The organism is Hymenobacter sp. 102, assembly GCF_049949205.1.
Classification (GTDB): domain Bacteria; phylum Bacteroidota; class Bacteroidia; order Cytophagales; family Hymenobacteraceae; genus Hymenobacter.
The window spans coordinates 3,323,161-3,343,403 of record NZ_CP188172.1; the positions used below are offsets into that span (position 1 = coordinate 3,323,161).

Genomic DNA, 20,243 nt, shown 5'->3' on the forward strand with positions numbered 1-20,243 from the left:
TCATGATGGAGCTGCAGATAAAGGAAAAAAACGAATATCAGTATGTAGATGAAGGCAGGGGCGAAGTGCTGCTGCTGCTACACGGGCTGTTTGGCGCCCTCAGCAACTGGCAGGAAGTGGTGGCCCACTTCAGCCCGAGCTACCGCGTGGTGATTCCGCTGCTGCCGATTTACGATATGCCCCTGCTGAAAGCAGGCGTGCCCGGGCTGGTCAGCTTCGTGGAAGATTTTCTAAGCGAAATTGGCCTCACGCAGCCTTGTACCGTGCTGGGCAACTCCCTGGGCGGACACATTGCGCTGGTATATGCCCTGCAGAACCCGGCGCGGGTGACCCGGCTGGTGCTCACCGGTAGCAGTGGCCTGTTCGAGGATGGTATGGGTGGCTCCTTCCCCAAGCGCGGCAACTACGGCTTCGTGCAGGAGCGGGTGGCCTACACGTTCTACGACCCCGCCGTAGCGACCAAGGAACTTGTGGATGAGGTGTTCAACGTCACCAACTCCAATGCCCGTTGCCTGCGCATCATCAGTATTGCCCGCTCCGCCCAGCGCCACAATCTGGCTAAGGATCTGCACCGCGTGCTGGTGCCCACGCTGCTGGTATGGGGCCTGAATGATACTATTACGCCCCCGGTAGTTGCCCACGAATTTAACCGCTTAATGCCCGCCTCGGAGCTGCGCTTTCTCGACCACTGCGGCCACGCCCCTATGATGGAGCGCCCCCAGCCGTTCAACCAGCTCCTGGATGATTTTCTGGTCCGTACCACGGCGGCAGTGAGAGCGTAGCCTGGCTCACACTGTTCCCGAATGGGCACTGGTGCAACCTCGTCCCTTACTCGCGGCTCTTTCAGTTGACCTGATTCAGTGGCCAGCCCGCGTAACTTTTCGGTTGATTTCCGGCTTATACTGTTCCTGCTCCGGTCTTTACTTTGCTTTTGCTTCTTCTCCCATGAATTCCATTCTTGCCGAAGACTTACTGAATCAGATGATTCCGCCGCTTAAGGTGACGGACTCTACCGAGAAGGCGGCCCGCTGGCTGGAGGAGTTCCATGTGGGTCAGCTCCCGGTGCTCGACAACCGCCAGTACCGGGGACTGGTCACAGAGTCCGACCTATTGGACCGGGAGGGCGCGGAGTGCCTGCTGGGCAGTCTGCCGCTGAACTATGCCGATGTGCACGTGCAGCACGACCAGCATTTCTACAATATTATTGAGCTGGCGGTGCAGAACCGGGTGCAGTTGGTGCCCGTGCTGGATGCCCAGCACGAATACCTGGGGGTAGTAACGGTGAGTGATACGCTGGCGGCTTTCGGCAAAGTGCCGGTAGCTACCGGGCAACAGGGTATTATTGTGCTGGCCATGGAAGAGCGGGATTATTCGCTTACCCAGATCAGCCGGTACGTGGAGGAAAACAACGCTAAAATCATGAGTGCCCATGTAGCCCAGGATGAGCACGACCCGTACCGCATCCGGCTCACACTGAAGCTGAATACACCCAACTTGACGCGCATCATTGCAACGTTGGAACGATTCGGATACTCTATTACGGCGCAGTTCAGCGGTACCGGCGAGGTGACGGAGGACGAGCAGGAGCGCTACAATGCCCTATTGCGCTACCTCAACATCTGAGTAGAACGTCCGCGTGTTATTGTCCGTTTTGCTGCTGTGGCTGGGCGCTTTCCACCCCTCGCCCACAGCTGGCACCGTTGCCTTACCCACCCGGGGCACTTCCATTCCCGATTCGTTGCGCCGCGCCACGCCCGACAGTGTGGTGCAGGCCCAGTGCCCCGGTTATCCGGTGCTGCGGGTTGGACGCATTCTGTTTGTGGGCAATACAAAAACCCGGGAAGTAGTGCTGCGCGCCGAACTGGATTTCCGGGAGGGCGATACGCTGACGGCCGCTACGCTGAACCGGCGCCTGGAAGTAAACCGGCGCCGTCTGTTTAACCTGCAGCTATTTCATCAGGTACTGCTTCAGACGGTATGCCGCGAAGGGGAGCTAACGGTTCTCTACAGTATGCAGGAGCGGTGGTACATTTTTCCGGTACCCATCTTCTCCCTGGCCGACCGGAATTTTCGCTCTTGGCTGGACCGGCCCGACCGGTGGCGGCGCGTCGATTATGGTGTACACGTAGTGCACCGCAACTTTCGAGGGCGTAATGAGCAGTTACTGGGCAACCTGCAGTTAGGCTTCAACCGCAAATACGAGCTGTTTTATGAAGCTCCTGGCTTTGGTCGCCGCCGCCGTATTGGGTTTGGGGCCGGCTATTCCTACTACCGTAGTCGGGCCCTGGATTACGCTACCCAGAACGACCGGTTACGTAACCTACGCCAGCAAGTAGAGTACCCGATAGAGCGGCAGTACGCTACAGCGGGCATTCGCTGGCGGCGTACGGTACAGCACCTGACGGCCCTGGACATTTCTTACCACCGCGAACAGGTCTCCGACTCGGTGTTGTATTACAACCCCAGGTACTTCCTCAAGGGCCCCCGCCGTGAATACCTGGAAATTGGGCTGGTGAGTACGCTCAACCAACGCAATACTTTCGCCTATCCGCTTACTGGTCAGTACGCCCAGGTTGGCCTCACATACCGAAAGTTCACGGTCAACAGCAGCCCTGATATATTCACGGCGCGTGGCCGGTACGCCCGCTACCTGGCTCTGGGCGGGCCGTTCTACTACAGCGTGGGCGCAACCGGGCAGCTGCGGTTTGCCCAGGAACTGGCCTACCCCGATAGTCGGGCTTTTGGCTATGAAGTGCTGGTGCGCGGCTACGATGCTTACGTAATAGAAGGCCGGTACTTAGGGCTGTTGCAGCAGGGGCTCACTTACCGGCTGTTAGATGTGGGTAAGCTGCAATTAGCCGGTGTGCCCAGCTCTCGGTTCAATACCATCCCGCTGGTTTTTTATTTAAATACCTTTGCTGATGCAGGCTACGTACGGCAACCTTCCGTACAACCCGGCAACCGGCTACCCAATCGGCTGCTGGCTTCCGCGGGCGTAGCCCTGCACTTGGTTACGTACTACGACTGGGTACTCACCCTAGAATATACGCGTAACCGGGAGCGTCAGGGCGGCTTTTTTTTTCGCACCCAGTTTCCAATCTGACCGCCCAAACAGGCCGGTATCAGATTATTTTTTTGTTATGAAGATAGCCATTCTGGGCAAGCCTTTCGACGAAAATCAGACTGCCTTCATGCAGGAAATGATTGATGACCTGATTCGGCGGCAGGCTGAAGTCAGCATTCTGGAATCATTTTATACCTATCTCAGCCAGCATATTCAGCTACCGACGGGTATTTCCACATTTCGACGTGGCGATTCACTCCATGGCACCCGATTCGTCCTCAGCATTGGCGGCGACGGGACGCTGCTGGATACTGTAACCCACGTAGGTGCCCTGCAGATTCCAATTCTCGGCATCAATACTGGCCGGCTGGGGTTTTTGGCTACTATCTCCCCCGATAAAATTGGTCCGGCCATTGATGCGCTCTTCAAAGGCCATTTTGTGCTGGAAGATCGAAGCCTCATTCGCGTCGATACCGACCCCGATACGTTTGGAGATATCAACTTCGGACTCAATGAGTTCAGTATTCTGAAGCGAGACACTTCCTCCATGATTGTCGTGCACACATACATTGATGGGGAGTACTTGAACTCTTACTGGGCTGATGGGCTGATTGTATCCACGCCCACCGGCTCCACCGGCTATTCGCTCAGCTGCGGCGGTCCGGTTATGCTACCCCAAACGAACAATTTTATTATTGCTCCCGTATGCCCTCACAATCTGAACGTCCGCCCTCTGATCGTGTCGGATCGGAGCGTAATTTCGTTTGAGATTGAGGGTCGCAGCAATAATTTTCTGTTATCCCTTGACTCCCGCTCCAGCACTGTAGAGGCCGGCATTCAGATTGCAGTTCGTCGGGAAAACTTCAATGCTCGCCTTGTAAAACTGAATCACGTTAACTTCCTGAGTACCTTGCGCAGTAAGCTAAACTGGGGCCTAGACCGCAGAAACCCTGCCGGCATACCTGTTTAAAGGATAGACATTTTCTGATAAATCTTTTTAAAGTCCACGGCTTCTTCTACTTTTGTCACTCACTGCAACCGTGCCCATACCAGTTCTTTGCACTCCTTCAGCCCGATACTACTAACCTTCGTTTAATATGAAGCAATTCTTGACTCACTCTCTAGCCCTGTTGCTGGTCCTCGCGCTGGTAGCGTCTGAGGCGAGTGCACAGCAGTTCAGCAAGCGGAAGCAGTACAACTCTGTTGGCCTGACTCTTAACGGCATGGCTTACTTCGGCGACATTACGCCCAAGCCCAGCATTCCCAGCTTCCGGCCGGGTGCCACACGGCCCAATGTTGGGCTTTATGTGACGCGTCGCTTTGCACCGCGTATCTCAGGTCGTCTTTCACTTTCTTATGGTCGCATCACTGGCGACGATGCCAAAGCAGCTGACCAGACAGATCCGGACGCCAAGTTCCGCTACAACCGGAATATGAATTTTCGCAATGACATTTTGGAACTGGCAGCTACAGGCATATTTGATCTGATCGAAAATCGTAACAACTACATTAAACGTCCGGACTTTGTGCCGTATCTGTTTGGTGGCGTTGGTGTGATCCGACACAATCCGAAGGGGTTGGTTGGTGAGAATAGCAATAACTTGAGCGCTGGTTCGTATATCAATCTGCAACCGCTACGCACAGAAGGCCAATCATCCGGCTATTCACTTGCTCAATTTGTGATTCCATTTGGTGCTGGTGCCCGCTATAAGCTCAATAAAGCTTTTGACATTGGTATTGAGTTAGGTTTTCGGAAAACTTTTACCGACTATCTTGACGATGTTAGTGGTAACTATGTAGCCCAGAAGAATGATCTACAGTCTAATGCAGCACAGTACTTTGGTTGGGATATTACCAAGGGTACAGGTATCGTGCCGAACACCTACGATAAGTTCAATCAAGGTGGTCAGATGCGTGGTAAGAGCAACGAGAAAGACTGGTATTCCACGCTTGGTCTTTCGGTGAACTACATTCTTGCTCCGCGCGTACGCAACCCCAAATTCAGATAGTCAGCAGAAGCTGGCTGTCATTTCTTCAACAGCCAAGCATGATGCTAAAATCAGTCTCCTTACAAATGCTCCTTATCGGCCTGGTGCCGGTAGGGAGTATTTTTTTTGCTTCCACAGCAGCTGCCCAAAACACCAGCGAATTGGGCGTTGGCCTCGGCGGTATGGTGTACAAGGGAGAGTTGTCGCCTAACTACCGGTTCTTGAATAACCGGCCGGCTGCCACTGTTTTTTACCGCAAAGACATTTCTGGGGCGGTTACCCTTAGGGCCAATGCTGTAGTAGGGATGCTGCGCGCCGCCGATCAAACCGTTGAGGGAGTGAACGGCAATACAGCTCCTTTAGCAGTCTACCGGGCCGCCAACGTGAAGGGAAACTTGGTAGAGGTTGGCGGAGGTATGGAGTATAACTTTTTCGATTACCATAACCGGGAAGATAAAGTGCATTTCACTCCTTACGTGTTCGTGGGAGTAGCCGGCTTTTTCGCGGGTACTACTACCAGCAGCGGTAATCAGCCCCAGCTAAACCGGAAGGGTAATGTGCTAAGCGTAGCAATACCGGCTGGGGTTGGCTTCAAATACGCACTGTCCACGCACTGGAATTTGGGTCTGGAAGCGGGTGCCCGCAAAACCCTTTCTGATCAACTGGACCACATCGACGGAAAATCCAGTGGGCAGGATGACCGGGTCGGCAATCCACACGACCAAGACTGGTACTTTTATAACGGCTTAAGCATCTCGTACACTTTTTACAAAATTCATTGCCCGGATAAGAGTCAGGAGAAGGGCAAAAGAAAATAGTCCTCATCGAAACCAGCACACCGCCCCCGATCTGTGGAATGTCGGGGGCGGTGCGTATTTTAGCGGGTGTACCGCAAGTGGTTATCGGGCAGAGGGGAATGCAACCATTTGCGTAACTTGCGGCCTCTTTACGCAAAAAGTACTAATGGCCGTCCGGTCCGAACTTGACTCTCAGAATATTCCTGCGCACGTAGCCGTCATCATGGACGGTAATGGGCGTTGGGCGAAGAAAAAAGGTGGTCTGCGCATCTTTGGGCACCAGAGCGCCATTACGGCGGTACGGGAAACGGTAGAGGCTGCCGCCGAAGTAGGGGTGAAATACCTCACCTTGTACGCCTTCTCCACCGAAAACTGGTCGAGGCCACAGCACGAGGTGATGGCTTTGATGCAGCTGCTGGTGCATACCATCCGGCAGGAAACGCCCACGCTGCTCAAAAACGGCATCCGATTGCAGGCCATCGGGCAGATTGAAAATCTACCAGCTTCTTGTCAGAAAGAGTTGGCCGAGGCCATCGAGCTGACGAAGGCTGGTGCCCGTTCCACGCTGCTGCTGGCTTTAAGCTACAGTGGCCGCTGGGACCTGACGCAGGCGACGCAGCGCGTGGCGGCGGAGGTGGCGGCCGGCCGGCTACAGCCCGAGCAGGTTACGGAGGCCACCGTGGCAGGGTTTCTGTCGACGGCGGGTATCCCGGACCCGGAATTGCTGATTCGCACCAGCGGCGAACAGCGCATTAGTAATTTCCTATTGTGGCAGCTGGCCTACACGGAACTGTTTATTACCGATTTGCTGTGGCCGGATTTCCGGCGCGAGCATTTCTTCGATGCGCTGCGGGCCTATCAGCAGCGGGAGCGTCGCTTCGGCAAAACCAGTGAGCAGCTAACCGTTTCGTAATTCCAGAACATGAGTTCTTCTTATCAAAAGCTACTACCGGTAACCATTTTGGCTCTGGCCATGGGGGCGGCTGCTACGCCAGCGGCTGTTGGGCAAACCCAGCCCACTGCAGCCGAAGGCGAGCAGGGCCAGCGTTACACGCTGGGCGGCATTACCATCAGCGGGGCCCGCTACCTCGACCCGAATACGCTCATTGGTCTGACCGGCCTGAAGATAGGGGACCCGATAACCATACCGGGTGAGGAAATTGGTCGCGCAATCCGTAAGCTGTGGGACCAGGGAATTCTGGGCGACGTAAGCGTGAGTATTGCGCGCGTGGAAGGCAGCCGGGTATTTCTGGATTTCAATCTGAAGGAGCGCCCCCGGCTTTCCAAGTTTGAGTTTACCGGCATCGGCAAAGGCCAGGCCGATGAGTTGCGAAACAAGATCAAGCTCATCCGGGGCAAGGTGGTGACGGATGCCCTACTGAGCAACACCCGCTCGCAGGTGCGGAAGTTCTACACCAACAAGGGCTTCCTGGATGCCAAGGTGAACATTACCCAGAAGCCGGACTCGGCTCTGTCTAACAGCGTGGTGCTGTTCATCAATGTGGATAAGGGCGATAAAGTTAAAATCAACGATATCGTATTTGAGGGCAATACCGCTTTCAGTGATGGTAAGCTGAAGGGGAAATTCAAGAAAACCAAGGAGAAGAAGTTTCCCAAGCTGTTCAACTCCGGCAAGTACCAGCCTAAGGAGTTTGCTGATGACAAGCAAAAGCTCATCGAGTTCTACAACAGTGAGGGATACCGCGACGCCGTTATCCTGTCCGATTCTCTTTCACGGGAAGGCGACGGGCTGCGGCTGACAGTGAAGGTGGACGAAGGCCCGAAGTACTACTTCCGCAACATTACGTGGAAGGGCAACTACCTCTACGACGATAAAACGCTGGCCTCAGTGCTGGGCATCCGGGAAGGCAGCGTGTACAGCAAGGAAACGCTGGATAAGCGCCTGAACTACAATCCCACGGGCCAGGACGTGTCGTCGCTGTATATGAATGACGGCTACCTGTTCTTCCAGATTGAGCCGGTGGAAACCAAAGTGGAAGGCGACTCCATTGATATTGAGATGCGCGTGACCGAAGGGGTACAGGCGCGCATCAAGGATGTAAACATTGCCGGCAACACCAAAACTTCCGACCACGTGGTGCGGCGGTCGTTGTACACGCTGCCGGGGGAGAAGTTCAGCCGGGAAAACCTGATTCGCAGCCAGCGCGAAATTGCCACGCTGGGCTACTTCGACCCGGAAAAAATCGGGCTGAACCCCGTGCCCAACCAGGCTGACGGGACCGTGGACATCAACTACACCGTGGAAGAAAAGCCTTCCGACCAGATTACCCTCTCGGGGGGCTGGGGCGGCTACGCGGGCTTTATCGGTACGGTGGGTTTGGTGTTCAACAACTTCTCCCTGCGCAAAGCGGGCACCCTACGCAACTGGACGCCCGTACCCGCCGGCGACGGGCAGCGCCTAGCCTTGAACGTGCAGGCCAACGGGCTGCAGTATCAGGCCTACTCGTTCTCGTTCACGGAGCCCTGGCTGGGCGGGCGCAAGCCCAACTCCCTGTCGGTGAGCCTGACCAAAACGATTTACCGCCTCGGCACCAATTTCGACGCCAACTCAGAGCAGTCGTTGAAAACCAACGGCGGTAGCATCAGTCTGGGCCGTCGTCTGCGCTGGCCCGATGACTACTTTACGCTAAGCAATGCGCTGTCGGTAACACAGTACAAGCTGAAAAACTACAACGCACTGGGCACCAGCTTCTTTCCCAATGGAACTGGTGATGCTACCAACGTCACGTTCAATACTACCTTATCCCGGAACAGCATTGACAACCCCACATTCACGCGGCGTGGCTCCTCCCTGTCGTTGAGCGTGAACCTGACGCCGCCGTATTCTATTTTCCCGGGCGCGCACCCTAGTGTAAACGAGTGGGTAGAATTCCATAAATGGATGTTCGACGCCTCCTGGTTCTCGCCGGTGGTCGGTAAGCTGGTACTGAATACCCGCGCCCACTTCGGCTTCATTGGCAGCTACAACAGTGCCCGTCCCATCGGGCCGTTCGAGCGGTTTAAGCTGGGTGGTTCGGGTTTGGGCTACGGCGGTAATGCCAACTTCATTGCCGGTACCGAATACATTGGCCTGCGCGGCTACGCTGATCCTAACGAGGCAGAGGCCCTGCCGCCCTCCCGCCAGAATTCGGCCGGGGGCGTGGTGTACAATAAATTCGTGATGGAAATGCGTTATCCGGTCAGCCTGAATCCGGCTGCTACGGTGTACGTGCTCAGCTTCGCGGAGGCCGGTAACGCCTTTGAGCAGTATGCTAACTACAACCCCTACAAGCTGTACCGTTCGGCTGGGGTCGGGGCCCGAATTTTCATGTCGGCATTCGGTTTGCTAGGCTTTGATTACGGCTGGGGTTTCGACAAGGTACCGGCAGCTACTCCAAACCAAAGCCAGACCGGCGGCCGGTTCCACTTTATCATCGGGCAGCAGTTGCGCTAATGCCGGCAGCGCAGCGGGCGGCCTCCATTTCCTCTCATCGGTATGAACAACCTGTTATTACGAACGGCCGCCTTGCTAGGGCTCCTATGGGTGGTACTGGCTCCACAAACCGCGCAGGCACAGAAATTCGGCTACGTCGATTCGGAATTTATTCTGAGCAAGATGCCGGCCTATACCCAGGCCCAGCAGGAACTCAATACGCTTTCCGGCAACTGGCAGAAGGACATCGAAACCCAAAAAAAGGATCTTGATAAGCTCTATCGGAATTATCAGGCCGAAGAAGTGGTTCTGACGGAAGCCATGAAGAAAAAGCGGCAGGACGAGATTTTGACGAAGGAGCAGGACATTAAAGCCTACCAGAACAAAATCTTCGGTTTTGAGGGCCAACTCTTCAAAAAGCGTCAGGAACTTACCAAGCCGGTGCAGGATAAGGTATTTGAGGCCATTGAGAAAGTAGCCAAGAAGAAACAGCTGGCTATTGTATTCGACAAATCCGGCGACCTGACCATGCTTTATACCAACCCCGTGCACGATTACACGGAGTTTGTATTGGAGGAGTTAGGATTGGCCTCGGAGGAACGCAACCAGCCCGGCCAGAAAGGCCCCGTGAAAACTGTGGCTACCCCCCAGTCGCCTACTGCCGACGCTGGGGCGGAGGAAGAACCCGTAGCCGGGAAGCAGCCCGCCAAAACCCCGGCGCGGCCATCTACCCGAAAAAAGTAACTTTACGCATCTAACTCTCTGACTTTTTCCTTTTTGATGACCACCATGAACAAATTCCGCGTTGCGCTGGCGGCTGCCGCTCTTACCTTCACTACGGCAACAGCTTCGATGGCCCAGACGGCCGCACCGCTGAAAATTGGCTATACCAGCGTGGAGTACGTGCTGAGCCAGATGCCCGAAAGCAAGCAGATTGAGTCGCAATTGAAAGACTACAGCACCCAGCTCAAAAATCAGCTGGATGCCAAGCAAAATGATTTCCGCACGAAGCTGGAGGCCTACCAGAAAGGTGGGGCCACCATGCCCGATCCGGTGAAAGCCGATAAAGAAAAAGAGCTGCAGAACCTGCAGCAGTCGATGCAGGAGTTTCAGCAGAACGCTGAGGCCTCGTTGCAGCAAAAGCAGCAGGCTTTGCTGAAGCCGGCGCTGGACAAGCTGCAGAAAAACATTGACGCAGTAGCCGACGAAAATGGCTTCACCTACATACTGAACTCGGACGGTGCCAGCCCGGTGCTGCTGCACGGCCCGAAGGATGGTGACGTATCGGACCTGATCCTGAAGAAAATGGGCATTACGCCCGGCGCGGCTGCGCCAGCTGCTAAAGTAACTACGCCAGCTGCTACACCTCCATCTGCTGTGCCTGCTGCCGCTACCAAAACCAAGACCAAAACCAAGAAATAGAGCCGTGTAGCTTTTTTCTGATTGATTTTCCGCGCAGCCGGGGCGTTAGCTCCGGCTGTTGCTGTTTTATAGAGCCCCGGCTTAACAAGCAGGTGCGTACAGAGAGTTGATAGTATATTCCATGTCGGAACAGGAAGAAGAACTGAGAAACCGGGTTAATCCGGCCGCTCCCATTGCCCCAGCAGACGGCGGCGACGACGAAGACAGCGAGGAAGAAGATGAGCTGTATGAGCATCACCGCATCACGGCTGATAAGCGGCAGGAACTGCTGCGTCTGGATAAGTTTCTGTTGAACCGGCTGCCCAGCACCTCCCGCACCCGCATCCAGAACGCCATTAAGGCCGAGGCAGTGCAGGTGAACGAGCGGGCCGTAAAGTCCAACTACCGCGTGAAGCCTGGCGACACCATCACCATCACGCTACCGGAGCCACCGCGGGAATTTAAAGTACTACCCGAGTCGATGGAGCTGGACATTCGCTACGAAGATGCCGAGCTGCTGTTGGTGAATAAGCCGGCCGGGCTGGTAGTGCACCCGGCCTTCGGCAACTGGAATGGGACGCTGGTCAATGGCTTGGCCTATCACCTGCAGAATCTGCCTACCGGCCGGAACGGCGAAATCCGTCCGGGGCTGGTCCACCGCATTGATAAGGATACGTCCGGGCTGTTGGTTATCGGCAAAACAGAATTTGCCATGACGCACCTATCCAATCAGTTTTTCCATCACACCATTGAGCGGACGTATCTGGCTCTGGTGTGGGGAGTGCCAAAAGAGCCGGAGGGTACTATTCGGGGCCATATCGGACGAAGCCTTAAGGACCGGAAGGTACAGGCTGTGTACCCCGACGGCGAGCAGGGTAAACACGCCGTGACGCACTACAAGCTGCTCCGCTCGTTTGGGAAGGCGGCCCTGTTGCAATGCAACCTCGAAACCGGCCGCACGCACCAGATTCGGGCGCACATGAAACACATCGGCCATCCGCTGTTCGGGGATGCTACCTACGGGGGCGACAAAATTGTGTATGGACAGCGTACGGGAGCATACAAGGTCTTCGCCGAGAAAATGCTGGAACTCATGCCCCGGCAGGCCCTGCATGCCAAATCCCTAGGTTTCGAGCATCCCACCTCTCGCGAATTCATGCAGTTTGAAGCCGAGCTGCCTACCGATTTTGAAACGGTGCTGGCTCACTGGGAAGCCTACGCAGCCGAGCAGGCGTAAGATTACGGGAGAAATTTCTGACTCATAAAAAAGGCCCGCTACTCAGTAGCGGGCCTTTTTATACTGTAAGTGCGGGCACTATTTACGCTTCACCGGGGCTTTAGCCGGAGCCTTGGCAGGCTTGGTAATTTCGGCTACGGCCGTCTTAGCCTGCTGGTCGTTGGGGTCCAGGGCCAGGGCTTGCTGCCAGTAGGGGAGAGCGGTAGTCTTGTCGCCCTTCTGATAGTAGTAGTACCCCAGGTACTTGTTGGCCTCAATCAGGCCCGACTTGTACTTGCTGGCATCCTCGGCGGCACCAGCCACCTTAATGTACTGCTCGTAGTACGGCTTAGCCAAGCCCTGCTTCGAGTCTTTATCCTGGTTGGCATTGGCGCGGGCGCGCATCTGGTAGCCAGGAATGTAGTTCGGGCGTTCGGTCAATACCACGCCGTACAGGCTATCGGCCTGAGCGTACTGACCGTTCATTTCATAAGCACGGCCCAGATATACCTTATCCGTCAGCTCGCCACCTTTATTGGCCACCATACGGGCCTTCAGCGTAGCAATGGCGTTCGGGTAGTCCTTGGCTGCCAGGTAAGCCTGAGCCAACTCATTTTGCAGCTCAGCCGCTTTCTTGGGGTCAGCGTCGATGGCTTTCTTGATGATGGCAGCACCCTCGGAAGTTTTACCTCCCTTGATGAGCATCTTACCGTAGTAGACGTTATCCTCGGTGATAACCTTGTTGCTGGCCTGAGCTACGCCCAGATATTTCTGCATGGCGGCCAGTGCCTCATCGTTCTGGCCGGTTTCGTACAGGCTGTACGCCCGCAGACGGAGCATGGTCAGGTTGTTGGGGTCTTTAGCCAATACCTTATCCACTTCGGCCAGCGCCTCCGGATACTTCTTGGTCAGATACAGGAACGAGGCACTCTTGGCATCGGTAGTAGATGACTTCTCTGCCAGCGAGGAGTACTTCTGAAACTGTGCCAGAGCATCATCGTAGCGGCCAGCAAAATAATACGTCTCGGCCAGCGAGTTGTAAGCCGGAGCGTAGTTCGGGTCGATGCTGATGGCTTTATCGAAGTTCGTCTTGGCTTCGTTGTACGTGCGGGCCCGCATGTTCAGCTGGCCTTTGCGTACGTATGCCTGCACGTTGTTCGGGTCGGCCAGCGTAGCGCGCTCGTAGCTGTTCATAGCCTCGCCACCGCCCGTTTCCGACTTGAGGTAGATGTCGCCACGGGCAATCATCAGCGCCGCGTCATCCTTGCCTTTGTTCAGCTTTTCGCCGGCACTCACGTACTGCAGTGCCTTGCCAGTGTCCTTCACGTCCGATTCTGCATAAGCCTGCGCAATCATCGTGTACACCTTCTGGTCTTTGCCTTTTGAGGCCTTTACGGCGTTGTCAAACTGAATTTCAGCTTCTGCCGTTTTGCCTTGGGCCAGTGAGGCGCGACCGGCGGCCACCAGCGTCATGGCGTCTTTCTGATTCAGCGAAACCCGGTTGAAATAGTAAGCAGCCGAATCGGGCATGTTGCGCATCTGGTACAGACGGCCCAATTCAAAATTCGTTTCGTTCGACTGTGGAGCGCGCAGCAGTGCGGCGCGGGCCTCACCGTAGCGTTCCAGCTCAATGGCTTTCTGAGGGCTGGTTTGGGCAAGTGCGGCCGAACCGGTAACTGATAAAGCGGCGAGGAGCGTGAGCTTCCAGGGCTTGAGGTTCATGAGCAAAAGGTTTAGTGAAAAGTCGTAGGAAAGGGAGAAGAGCGTGTTCAGTTAGGCTTAACTTCAATCATGCGAACCTGACCGGTAGCGGGCATTAGACCCGATTTCAGCATAATGAGCTGGCCCTTATTACCTGCCAGGAAGGATGCAAAACCGGTGCCAAGTCCGGCCCGGGCCTCCCGGCTGATAACGTAAAGCTCCCGCCGAAGCGGATATTTTTTCTGGGCCAAATACCCCTGGTAAGGCTGAATGTAGTCATCAGCCGTGGAGCCAGTGGCTTTGGGACTGATGGCCACTACCCGGACGCGCTTGAGAAACTTCTGCACGGCCGCGTCGTCCCGGTCACTTATCCAGTTTACCCCTACCACGCCAATAGCGTTGGGATGAGTAGCAACGTAATCCAGCAGCGCCGGGTTCGATTTGGAGGCATAAACTCCTTTGGTAAGGGCCACGCCCCGGGTTACGGAGTCCTGCACGAACCGGGCCGTACTGGAGTTATTGTTGTCGAATACTGCCGTAATGTCGCCCAGTGTATTACGGGCGTTCAACTGGCTCCATTGCTTTAGCTGGCCCGTAAAGATGCCTTTCAACTGTGCCATCGTTAGCAGTGAATCGGCATTACTGGGGTGCACAATAATAGCAACCCCATCCACGCCTATTTTAATAGCGCGGGGTTCAATTTTCAACTGCTGAAACCGCTCCTTCTCGGCGTCCAGCAATGGGCGGGCCACCACGGCCAGCCGCAGGCTGTCGGCCATGAAAGCCTGCATCACATCAAGCTCCGGCGAATAAGTGGTTTGCAGGCGGGCATCGGGGTACAGCTTCTGAAACGTATCTACCTGCGACTTCAGAATTGGCTCGAACGTCTCATCCACGCCAACCCGGATAGTGCCACTGGTGGGCGTATCCAAAGCCTGTGAATTGCCTGACGAAGAACCCTGCCCGCCGCATCCTGTCAGCCACGTACTCATTGCCAGGCAGGTGCCCAATACTGCAAGTTTAGCGTGCGTCATCCTGGTTCTTTGTGAAATGTTGCTGATAGGTGCGGACAAATCTAATGATTCCGTAAAATACGAAGACGGCTGCCAGCACATAGCGCGGCACGGTCGGCAGGTTGAACACCCCTGCGGGTGCTAGAAACAGGGCCACCCCAACCAAGGCGTAAACCACTGACATGATGAGGGTAAAGTAACGGACTACCGATGATTGTCGACGGGTGCCGAGCCGCTCATGGGTGGGAGGTAAATCGGACATAGAAAAGCAAAAAAGAGCAGGTAGATGTAGCTGGTAAACGAGATAGAAGGGCATTTTTGTTCAGAAACTCCCAACTACGAGCCAACGGGTTACGCAAAAAAAGCCAAAAAACAGCTGGTTCGCAGCAAACCAGCTGTTTTCAGACTTCCTAAAAACCAATTCAGGCAAAGCTATATGCTGAATTTTAGCTATTCATACTTGAACGTAATGGGCAGAGAATACCGAACGGGTACTGCCCGGTGATTCTGATAGCCCGGCTTCCAGGCCGGCATCTGCCGAATTACGCGGCTGGCTTCCTCATCGGTGCCGTAGCCCAATCCTTTCAGTACCGTCACATCCTGGATACTGCCATCTGTATTTACCGTGAAGGAAATAAATACTTTCCCCTCAACTCCGGCCCGCAGCGCCTGCGCTGGGTAATGCAGATTGCGCTGCAGATACTTGGTTAAGGCGGCGGTTCCGCCGGCAAATTCCGGCATTTCCTCCACATGAACGAAGGGCTGCGTAACAGCTGGCGTTGCGGGTTTCGTAGCCGTGTCGTTACCGGCGGAGCCAGTATTTGCAAGGCCGCCGTTCCCAGCTGCGGGCACGTCACCCACTACTACCGGTCCATCCGGGACGGGCTCCGTAACCACATCGTCTAAAGGCTGGTCCGGTACTTGGTCATCCGGGGCTACGCGCGTTGGAATGGTCGTAATCGGTCGCACTACCACGGTAGCCGTAGCGGGCTCAACGGGTGGGTCAACCGTGGCAGGCAGAACCGGTGGGGGTAGCACCTCTACGATAGGGCCTTTTTCTACCCGGGGAGGTACCGGAGGCACAGTCGGCCAGAAATGCCGTGCTGCAAGCGGTATGGCCAGCAGCAGGACGGCCAGCGTTACGGTAATGCCAACGGCCTTATGAACGTGTTGGCCATACACTTGGCGGAGTACATACGCGCCATAAGCTTTGTTACGTCCCTCAAACACAATGTCGTCGAGGGAGGGTAATGGATTGTGAGTGGCAGTAGCCATAGGATAAACAGGTAAAGTGAATAATAAGAGGAAGTAATCAGTAGCTAAAGCCGGGGTAACAGGTGCCACATCAAGCGGCGTATATCTTGGCTTGTACTCTTTCTAACGTAATACTGCTGGGCGGTAGTATGTGCTACCACGATAATTTTTTACAACACTAGAGAAAAATAAAACCCCAAGCCGGACGAATGTCCAACTTGGGGTTTATCACTGTACCGGGCCAGCCCGATAACAGCGTGAATTACTTGATAGCGAAGGTTACCGGAACGGTATAGTATACCGAAACAGCCCGACCATTCTGCTTACCAGGGGTAAAGCGAGGCAGGTTTTTGATTACCCGCAGCGACTCTTCGTCGCAACCGGCACCAATGCCTTTTTGCACCTCTGCATTCGTAACCGATCCGTCGGGACCTACTACGAACTTGATGAATACCCGGCCTTCAACCTGATTACGCAGTGCCATTGCCGGATACTTAATGTTTTTGGCAATGTACTGCAGCAACGCTTCCTGTCCACCGGGGAAAACCGGCATCTGTTCCACGTAGGTGTAGGGCTTGGTTTCCACCACTTCCTCTACCGCTTTGGTGCCTTCACCGGGCTCCAAACCTGCCAGGTCAGCGGGGTTGTCGGTGTTGCCTTTCACGGTTTCGTTGGCTACTACCTTGTCCTTCAGCTCTTCCTGGTCTGGAATTTCTTCCTGCTTCTGCACCTCGTTATCTTTTTTGATAACCGGGGGCACAAACTTCACCGTGGTGAGCTTGGGTGGCGGTGGCGGCGGCGCGTCTGGTGGCGGCGGCGGTGGGGGTGGTGGCTTTGTGGCATCCAGCGGCGGCGCTTCCAGCGTGTTCACCTTCAGCATCTTCTCGTCAGCCACTACTTCGTCCTTCTTCATCATACGCGCTACCAGCGGGAAGGCGATGAGCAAAGAAAAAACGGCAATGGCGATAAGAACTGCCCGGGTTACGTGCTTGCCATATACCCGCCGGATTACGTAGGCTCCATAGGCCTTATTGCGCCCCTCGAAGACGATGTCATCGAGGCTTGCTTTGGCCAACTGTGCGTTGTCCATCATAATCCAGAAGATTTAATCAGTTCCTGGTCGGGCTTGGCAATGTCCACTAAGGCGTACTTTTTAGTAGCCGTAATGTTCATCTCATCCAGAATATCGACCATGTTCTTGTAAGCCGATTTGTCGTCGGGTTTGATCAGCACCACCAGGTCGGGGTTGCTGTTCCGCTGCAGCAGCACCTTCCGGATGCCATCGGCACCGTAATTGGTGAGCTTTAGTTCCGGCTTCTGCGTAGCGTTCAACAACCCGTCGTAGTAATACAGCTTGTTGTTTTCGCCCAGCAGCAGCGTAAGCGCGTTGGATTCTTTGATTGCCGGGGGCTCCGGGTCATCTGCTTTCGGCTTTACCGGCATTGCCACCTCCATTACGGTGGGCTTGCTGAAGGTAGTCGTAAGCATGAAGAAGGTGAGCAGGAGAAAGGCCAAGTCTACCATCGGGGTCATGTCGATTTTGGTCGACATTTTCTTGGCCCGCTTCTTCCCGCCTTTACCGGAGTCGCCTCCTGATTGTTGTATTTCTGCCATGTCTGTGCGGGTTACTTACCGGCTACTGGTTTAGTTTCCAGGTCGGTAATGAGGTTGAACCGGTTAATGTTCTTCTCCTGCATCAGCTTGATGACTTTCCTCACCGTCGGTACGTCCGTCTTACCGTCGCCTTTGATGGCCACGTAAGCCGGCTTACCGTAGGCCGATTTGCGGCTGAGTTGCTGAGCCGTCTGCACCCACTCGATGAACTGGTTATTGGTGGAGTCGGCCGGAATACCTTCCTGCTTCACCAGTTTGCGCTGCTCGCTGTCGAGGCTAAGCAGGGCAGGCAGTTTTTCAATGGGAGTACCGAAGCTCGAAGCTACGCCTTTGAAAGCCTGAATCTGGGAGGGCGTAAAGCTCACCCCGTATTTGGCTCCCACCTGCGTCAGCAAATCGGATTTGATAGCGTCATCATCTACCCCGAAAAACACGCGCTTCTGGTCGTCAACCGCAATAGTGATTACGTGTGACTCCGGCAAGCGGATCTCCGAGGTAGAGGAAGGCGTATCCACCACCACGGCCTCTTCCGGGGCAAACTTGGTGGTGAGCATGAAGAAAGTCACCAGCAGGAAGGCCAAGTCCACCATCGGAGTCATATCCAACGATGGGGATGTTCTATGAGGCTTTACTTTGGGCATTGCTGGTGTTGGTTAATAGCGTCGTGATTCAGAAACGAAAGAACCTGTGCTTTAGTGCGAAAGGGCACTGAAATTAAGCAGCGTGGTGCTCCGTCTCGCCGTGCTGAGCAGCGTAGGTCTGAATGATGCTGAAACCAGCTTCGTCGATGCTGTAGGTCAACTCGTCAATCTTGCTGGTGAAGAAGTTGTAGGCTACGATGGCCAGAGCCGAGGTACCGATACCCAGAGCCGTGTTGATCAGAGCTTCCGAAATACCGTTAGCCAGACCTACTGCGTCAGGAGCACCACCTTGGGCCAGAGCCGAGAAGGCCTTGATCATACCCAGTACCGTACCAATTAGACCAGTCAGCGTAGCTACCGAAGCCAGGGTTGAGATGATAACCAGGTTTTTCTCCAGCATGGGCAGTTCCAGAGCCGTCGATTCCTCGATTTCCTTCTGGATAGCCAGGATCTTCTGGTCTTTCTCCATGTTGCGCTCACGCGACATTTCCTGGTACTTCAGCAGGCCAGCGCGTACTACGTTGGCTACCGAGCCTTTCTGCTGGTCGCAGGTGGCAATGGCACCGGTGATGTCGTTCACGTTCAGCTTCTGACGGATGGTGCGAACGAAAGTTTCGATGCTCTTCGAACCTTTGGCACGGCCGATGGTCAGGGCACGCTCAATCGAGAAGATGAACACGCACAGGAACATGGTCATCAGTACGGGTACTACTGGGCCACCCTTGTACACTACGCCGAAATAGTCACCCGAAATGGGGTTGTTGTCATGGCTACCACCTTGGAAGTGGCTACCATCGCCGAGCACGAAGATGTAAATCAGTACGCTGACAATAAACGCCACCAGAATGGCGATAACGGCAAATGAGGATGAACCACCACCCTTGGCCTCGCCTTTAGGCGCAGCAGCAGCGGCGGGCCGAGCCGCGGGCTTGTTCATGGCATTCTTTTGTTCCATTGTTCCGGAGAATTAGTGGGTTGTTGGTGAAAGGTTGATGTACGTGTAAAAAAAGAAAAAAAAGACGGCTGGCTGGTTTCGTCCAGTACGTCGCTCACCCGCATTCCGCTGGTGCGAAATGGGTCTGCTCGTGGGCGATGCCTGCGGCAAAAACAGAACTAGCCTTGGCAAACCTAAATAAAAAACTTGACTGCCGCCAAATGAAAAATGGGTTTAAACGCTTTAAAACCATGTATGCCTTAAAAAAAGGCTATTTTATTTGCGGTTTTAGCAAGGCAGGCTACGACAGTTTTTTTGCCTGGTTCCAATAAACGTCCATCTGAGCCAAGGTAAGGTCGTGTAGGGCGTAGCCTTCCTGGGTAGCCTGATTCTCAAGGTATTGAAAACGCTGTATAAACTTACGGTTGGTCCGTTCCAGCGCTTCCTCAGGATTTATGCCCGCGTGCCGGGCGAAGTTGATGAGGGAAAATAGCAGGTCGCCAAATTCTGCCGCTGCCCGATCCGAGTTTCCCTCAGCGGCTGGATGGGTTACAAATTCCGCCTGAAACTCGCCTAATTCTTCCTGAACTTTTTGCCAGACTTGTTCCGGACGCTCCCAATCAAACCCCGCGCCTTTTGCTTTTTCCTGAATGCGCATGGCCTTCACTAAAGCTGGTAACGACGAGGGTACGCCGCCCAGTACCGAGGAGTTGCCTTTTTCTTTCAGCTTGAGTTGCTCCCAATTACGTTTCACGGCCTCTTCATCGTCGGCCTGCACGTCGCCGTAGATATGCGGGTGCCGGAAGATGAGTTTCTCGCACTGTGCGTTCAGCACATCGGCAATATCGAAAGCACCCTGCTCACTGGCAATTTTGGCGTAGAAGGTGAGGTGCAGCATCACGTCGCCCAACTCTTTTTTCAGGTCGGGCAGGTCGTGGCGGATAATGGCGTCGCTGAGTTCGTACGTTTCCTCAATGGTAAGGTGACGCAGACTTTCCAGCGTTTGTTTCCGGTCCCAGGGGCACTCAGCCCGCAGGCGTTCCAATACATCAAGCAGGCGGCCGAAGGCTTCCAGTTGCTGGGGGCGACGAGCAGGGGTGTTGTATTCCATTACACCAAATATACAACGGTTAGCGGCTTCCCCTGTTTTTAACCGGAACACCAGTTTCACTTTGGCATCCATCGGC

20 protein-coding genes are annotated in these 20,243 nt (G+C 54.8%); 11 read left to right on the top strand and 9 right to left on the bottom strand.

The annotated features are described in order from the left end of the window. Positions 1–5 precede the first annotated feature (5 nt). From ACN19L_RS14240 to ACN19L_RS14290, 11 genes are all read left to right on the top strand, one after another. The gene (locus ACN19L_RS14240) at positions 6–782 is read left to right on the top strand and encodes an alpha/beta fold hydrolase (RefSeq protein WP_426493587.1); all 777 of its coding nucleotides are present in this window, start codon (positions 6–8) and stop codon (positions 780–782) included. A gap of 163 nt (positions 783–945) precedes the next feature. Then, a complete protein-coding gene (locus ACN19L_RS14245) occupies positions 946–1,623 on the top strand; it encodes a CBS domain-containing protein (protein WP_426490162.1) in 678 nt (225 codons plus the stop codon). A 13-nt stretch (positions 1,624–1,636) separates the two neighbouring features. After that, positions 1,637–3,103 (top strand): POTRA domain-containing protein, encoded by a 1,467-nt coding sequence (locus ACN19L_RS14250; RefSeq protein ID WP_426490163.1) that lies wholly within the window; start codon positions 1,637–1,639, stop codon positions 3,101–3,103. Between the two features lie 37 nt (positions 3,104–3,140). Continuing rightward, on the top strand, positions 3,141–4,034 hold the full coding sequence (locus ACN19L_RS14255) for an NAD kinase (RefSeq protein ID WP_426490164.1): 894 nt from the start codon (positions 3,141–3,143) through the stop codon (positions 4,032–4,034). A 127-nt stretch (positions 4,035–4,161) separates the two neighbouring features. Then, a complete protein-coding gene (locus ACN19L_RS14260) occupies positions 4,162–5,073 on the top strand; it encodes a DUF6089 family protein (RefSeq protein WP_426490165.1) in 912 nt (303 codons plus the stop codon). Between the two features lie 38 nt (positions 5,074–5,111). Further along, positions 5,112–5,870 (top strand): DUF6089 family protein, encoded by a 759-nt coding sequence (locus ACN19L_RS14265; protein WP_426490166.1) that lies wholly within the window; start codon positions 5,112–5,114, stop codon positions 5,868–5,870. A gap of 145 nt (positions 5,871–6,015) precedes the next feature. Further along, positions 6,016–6,762 carry an isoprenyl transferase gene (locus ACN19L_RS14270; RefSeq protein ID WP_426490167.1) on the top strand — a complete coding sequence of 249 codons (747 nt, stop codon included), beginning with the start codon at positions 6,016–6,018 and terminating at the stop codon, positions 6,760–6,762. 9 nt (positions 6,763–6,771) lie between these two features. Next, positions 6,772–9,303 carry an outer membrane protein assembly factor BamA gene (bamA, locus tag ACN19L_RS14275; protein ID WP_426490168.1) on the top strand — a complete coding sequence of 844 codons (2,532 nt, stop codon included), beginning with the start codon at positions 6,772–6,774 and terminating at the stop codon, positions 9,301–9,303. Positions 9,304–9,345: 42 nt separating this feature from the next. Further along, positions 9,346–10,026, top strand: coding sequence for an OmpH family outer membrane protein (locus ACN19L_RS14280; RefSeq protein WP_426490169.1), 681 nt, complete (start codon positions 9,346–9,348; stop codon positions 10,024–10,026). A gap of 36 nt (positions 10,027–10,062) precedes the next feature. Next, a complete protein-coding gene (locus ACN19L_RS14285; protein WP_426490170.1) occupies positions 10,063–10,704 on the top strand; it encodes an OmpH family outer membrane protein in 642 nt (213 codons plus the stop codon). A 121-nt stretch (positions 10,705–10,825) separates the two neighbouring features. After that, entirely contained in the window at positions 10,826–11,920 is a 1,095-nt protein-coding gene (locus tag ACN19L_RS14290; RefSeq protein ID WP_426490171.1) for an RluA family pseudouridine synthase, read from the top strand. Between the two features lie 78 nt (positions 11,921–11,998). On the opposite strand, the gene ACN19L_RS14295 is transcribed toward ACN19L_RS14290, so the two are convergent. From ACN19L_RS14295 to mazG, 9 genes are all read right to left on the bottom strand, one after another. Then, positions 11,999–13,621 (bottom strand): tetratricopeptide repeat protein, encoded by a 1,623-nt coding sequence (locus ACN19L_RS14295; RefSeq protein WP_426490172.1) that lies wholly within the window; start codon positions 13,619–13,621, stop codon positions 11,999–12,001. Between the two features lie 47 nt (positions 13,622–13,668). Next, complete coding sequence (locus tag ACN19L_RS14300) at positions 13,669–14,532, bottom strand: PstS family phosphate ABC transporter substrate-binding protein (protein WP_426490173.1); 864 nt, start codon at positions 14,530–14,532, stop codon at positions 13,669–13,671. Between the two features lie 88 nt (positions 14,533–14,620). Next, the gene (locus ACN19L_RS14305; RefSeq protein WP_426490174.1) at positions 14,621–14,875 is read right to left on the bottom strand and encodes a hypothetical protein; all 255 of its coding nucleotides are present in this window, start codon (positions 14,873–14,875) and stop codon (positions 14,621–14,623) included. A 188-nt stretch (positions 14,876–15,063) separates the two neighbouring features. Next, the gene (locus ACN19L_RS14310) at positions 15,064–15,888 is read right to left on the bottom strand and encodes a TonB family protein (RefSeq protein WP_426490175.1); all 825 of its coding nucleotides are present in this window, start codon (positions 15,886–15,888) and stop codon (positions 15,064–15,066) included. Between the two features lie 241 nt (positions 15,889–16,129). Then, positions 16,130–16,960 carry a TonB family protein gene (locus ACN19L_RS14315; protein WP_426490176.1) on the bottom strand — a complete coding sequence of 277 codons (831 nt, stop codon included), beginning with the start codon at positions 16,958–16,960 and terminating at the stop codon, positions 16,130–16,132. Further along, entirely contained in the window at positions 16,957–17,481 is a 525-nt protein-coding gene (locus ACN19L_RS14320) for an ExbD/TolR family protein (RefSeq protein WP_426490177.1), read from the bottom strand. Before ACN19L_RS14320 ends, ACN19L_RS14315 begins: the two co-directional genes overlap by 4 nt. A gap of 11 nt (positions 17,482–17,492) precedes the next feature. After that, positions 17,493–18,122 carry an ExbD/TolR family protein gene (locus tag ACN19L_RS14325; RefSeq protein ID WP_315998373.1) on the bottom strand — a complete coding sequence of 210 codons (630 nt, stop codon included), beginning with the start codon at positions 18,120–18,122 and terminating at the stop codon, positions 17,493–17,495. Between the two features lie 73 nt (positions 18,123–18,195). After that, on the bottom strand, positions 18,196–19,059 hold the full coding sequence (locus ACN19L_RS14330) for a MotA/TolQ/ExbB proton channel family protein (protein WP_426493588.1): 864 nt from the start codon (positions 19,057–19,059) through the stop codon (positions 18,196–18,198). A gap of 298 nt (positions 19,060–19,357) precedes the next feature. Continuing rightward, a complete protein-coding gene (gene mazG, locus ACN19L_RS14335) occupies positions 19,358–20,167 on the bottom strand; it encodes a nucleoside triphosphate pyrophosphohydrolase (RefSeq protein WP_426490178.1) in 810 nt (269 codons plus the stop codon). Between the last annotated feature and the right edge of the window lie 76 nt (positions 20,168–20,243).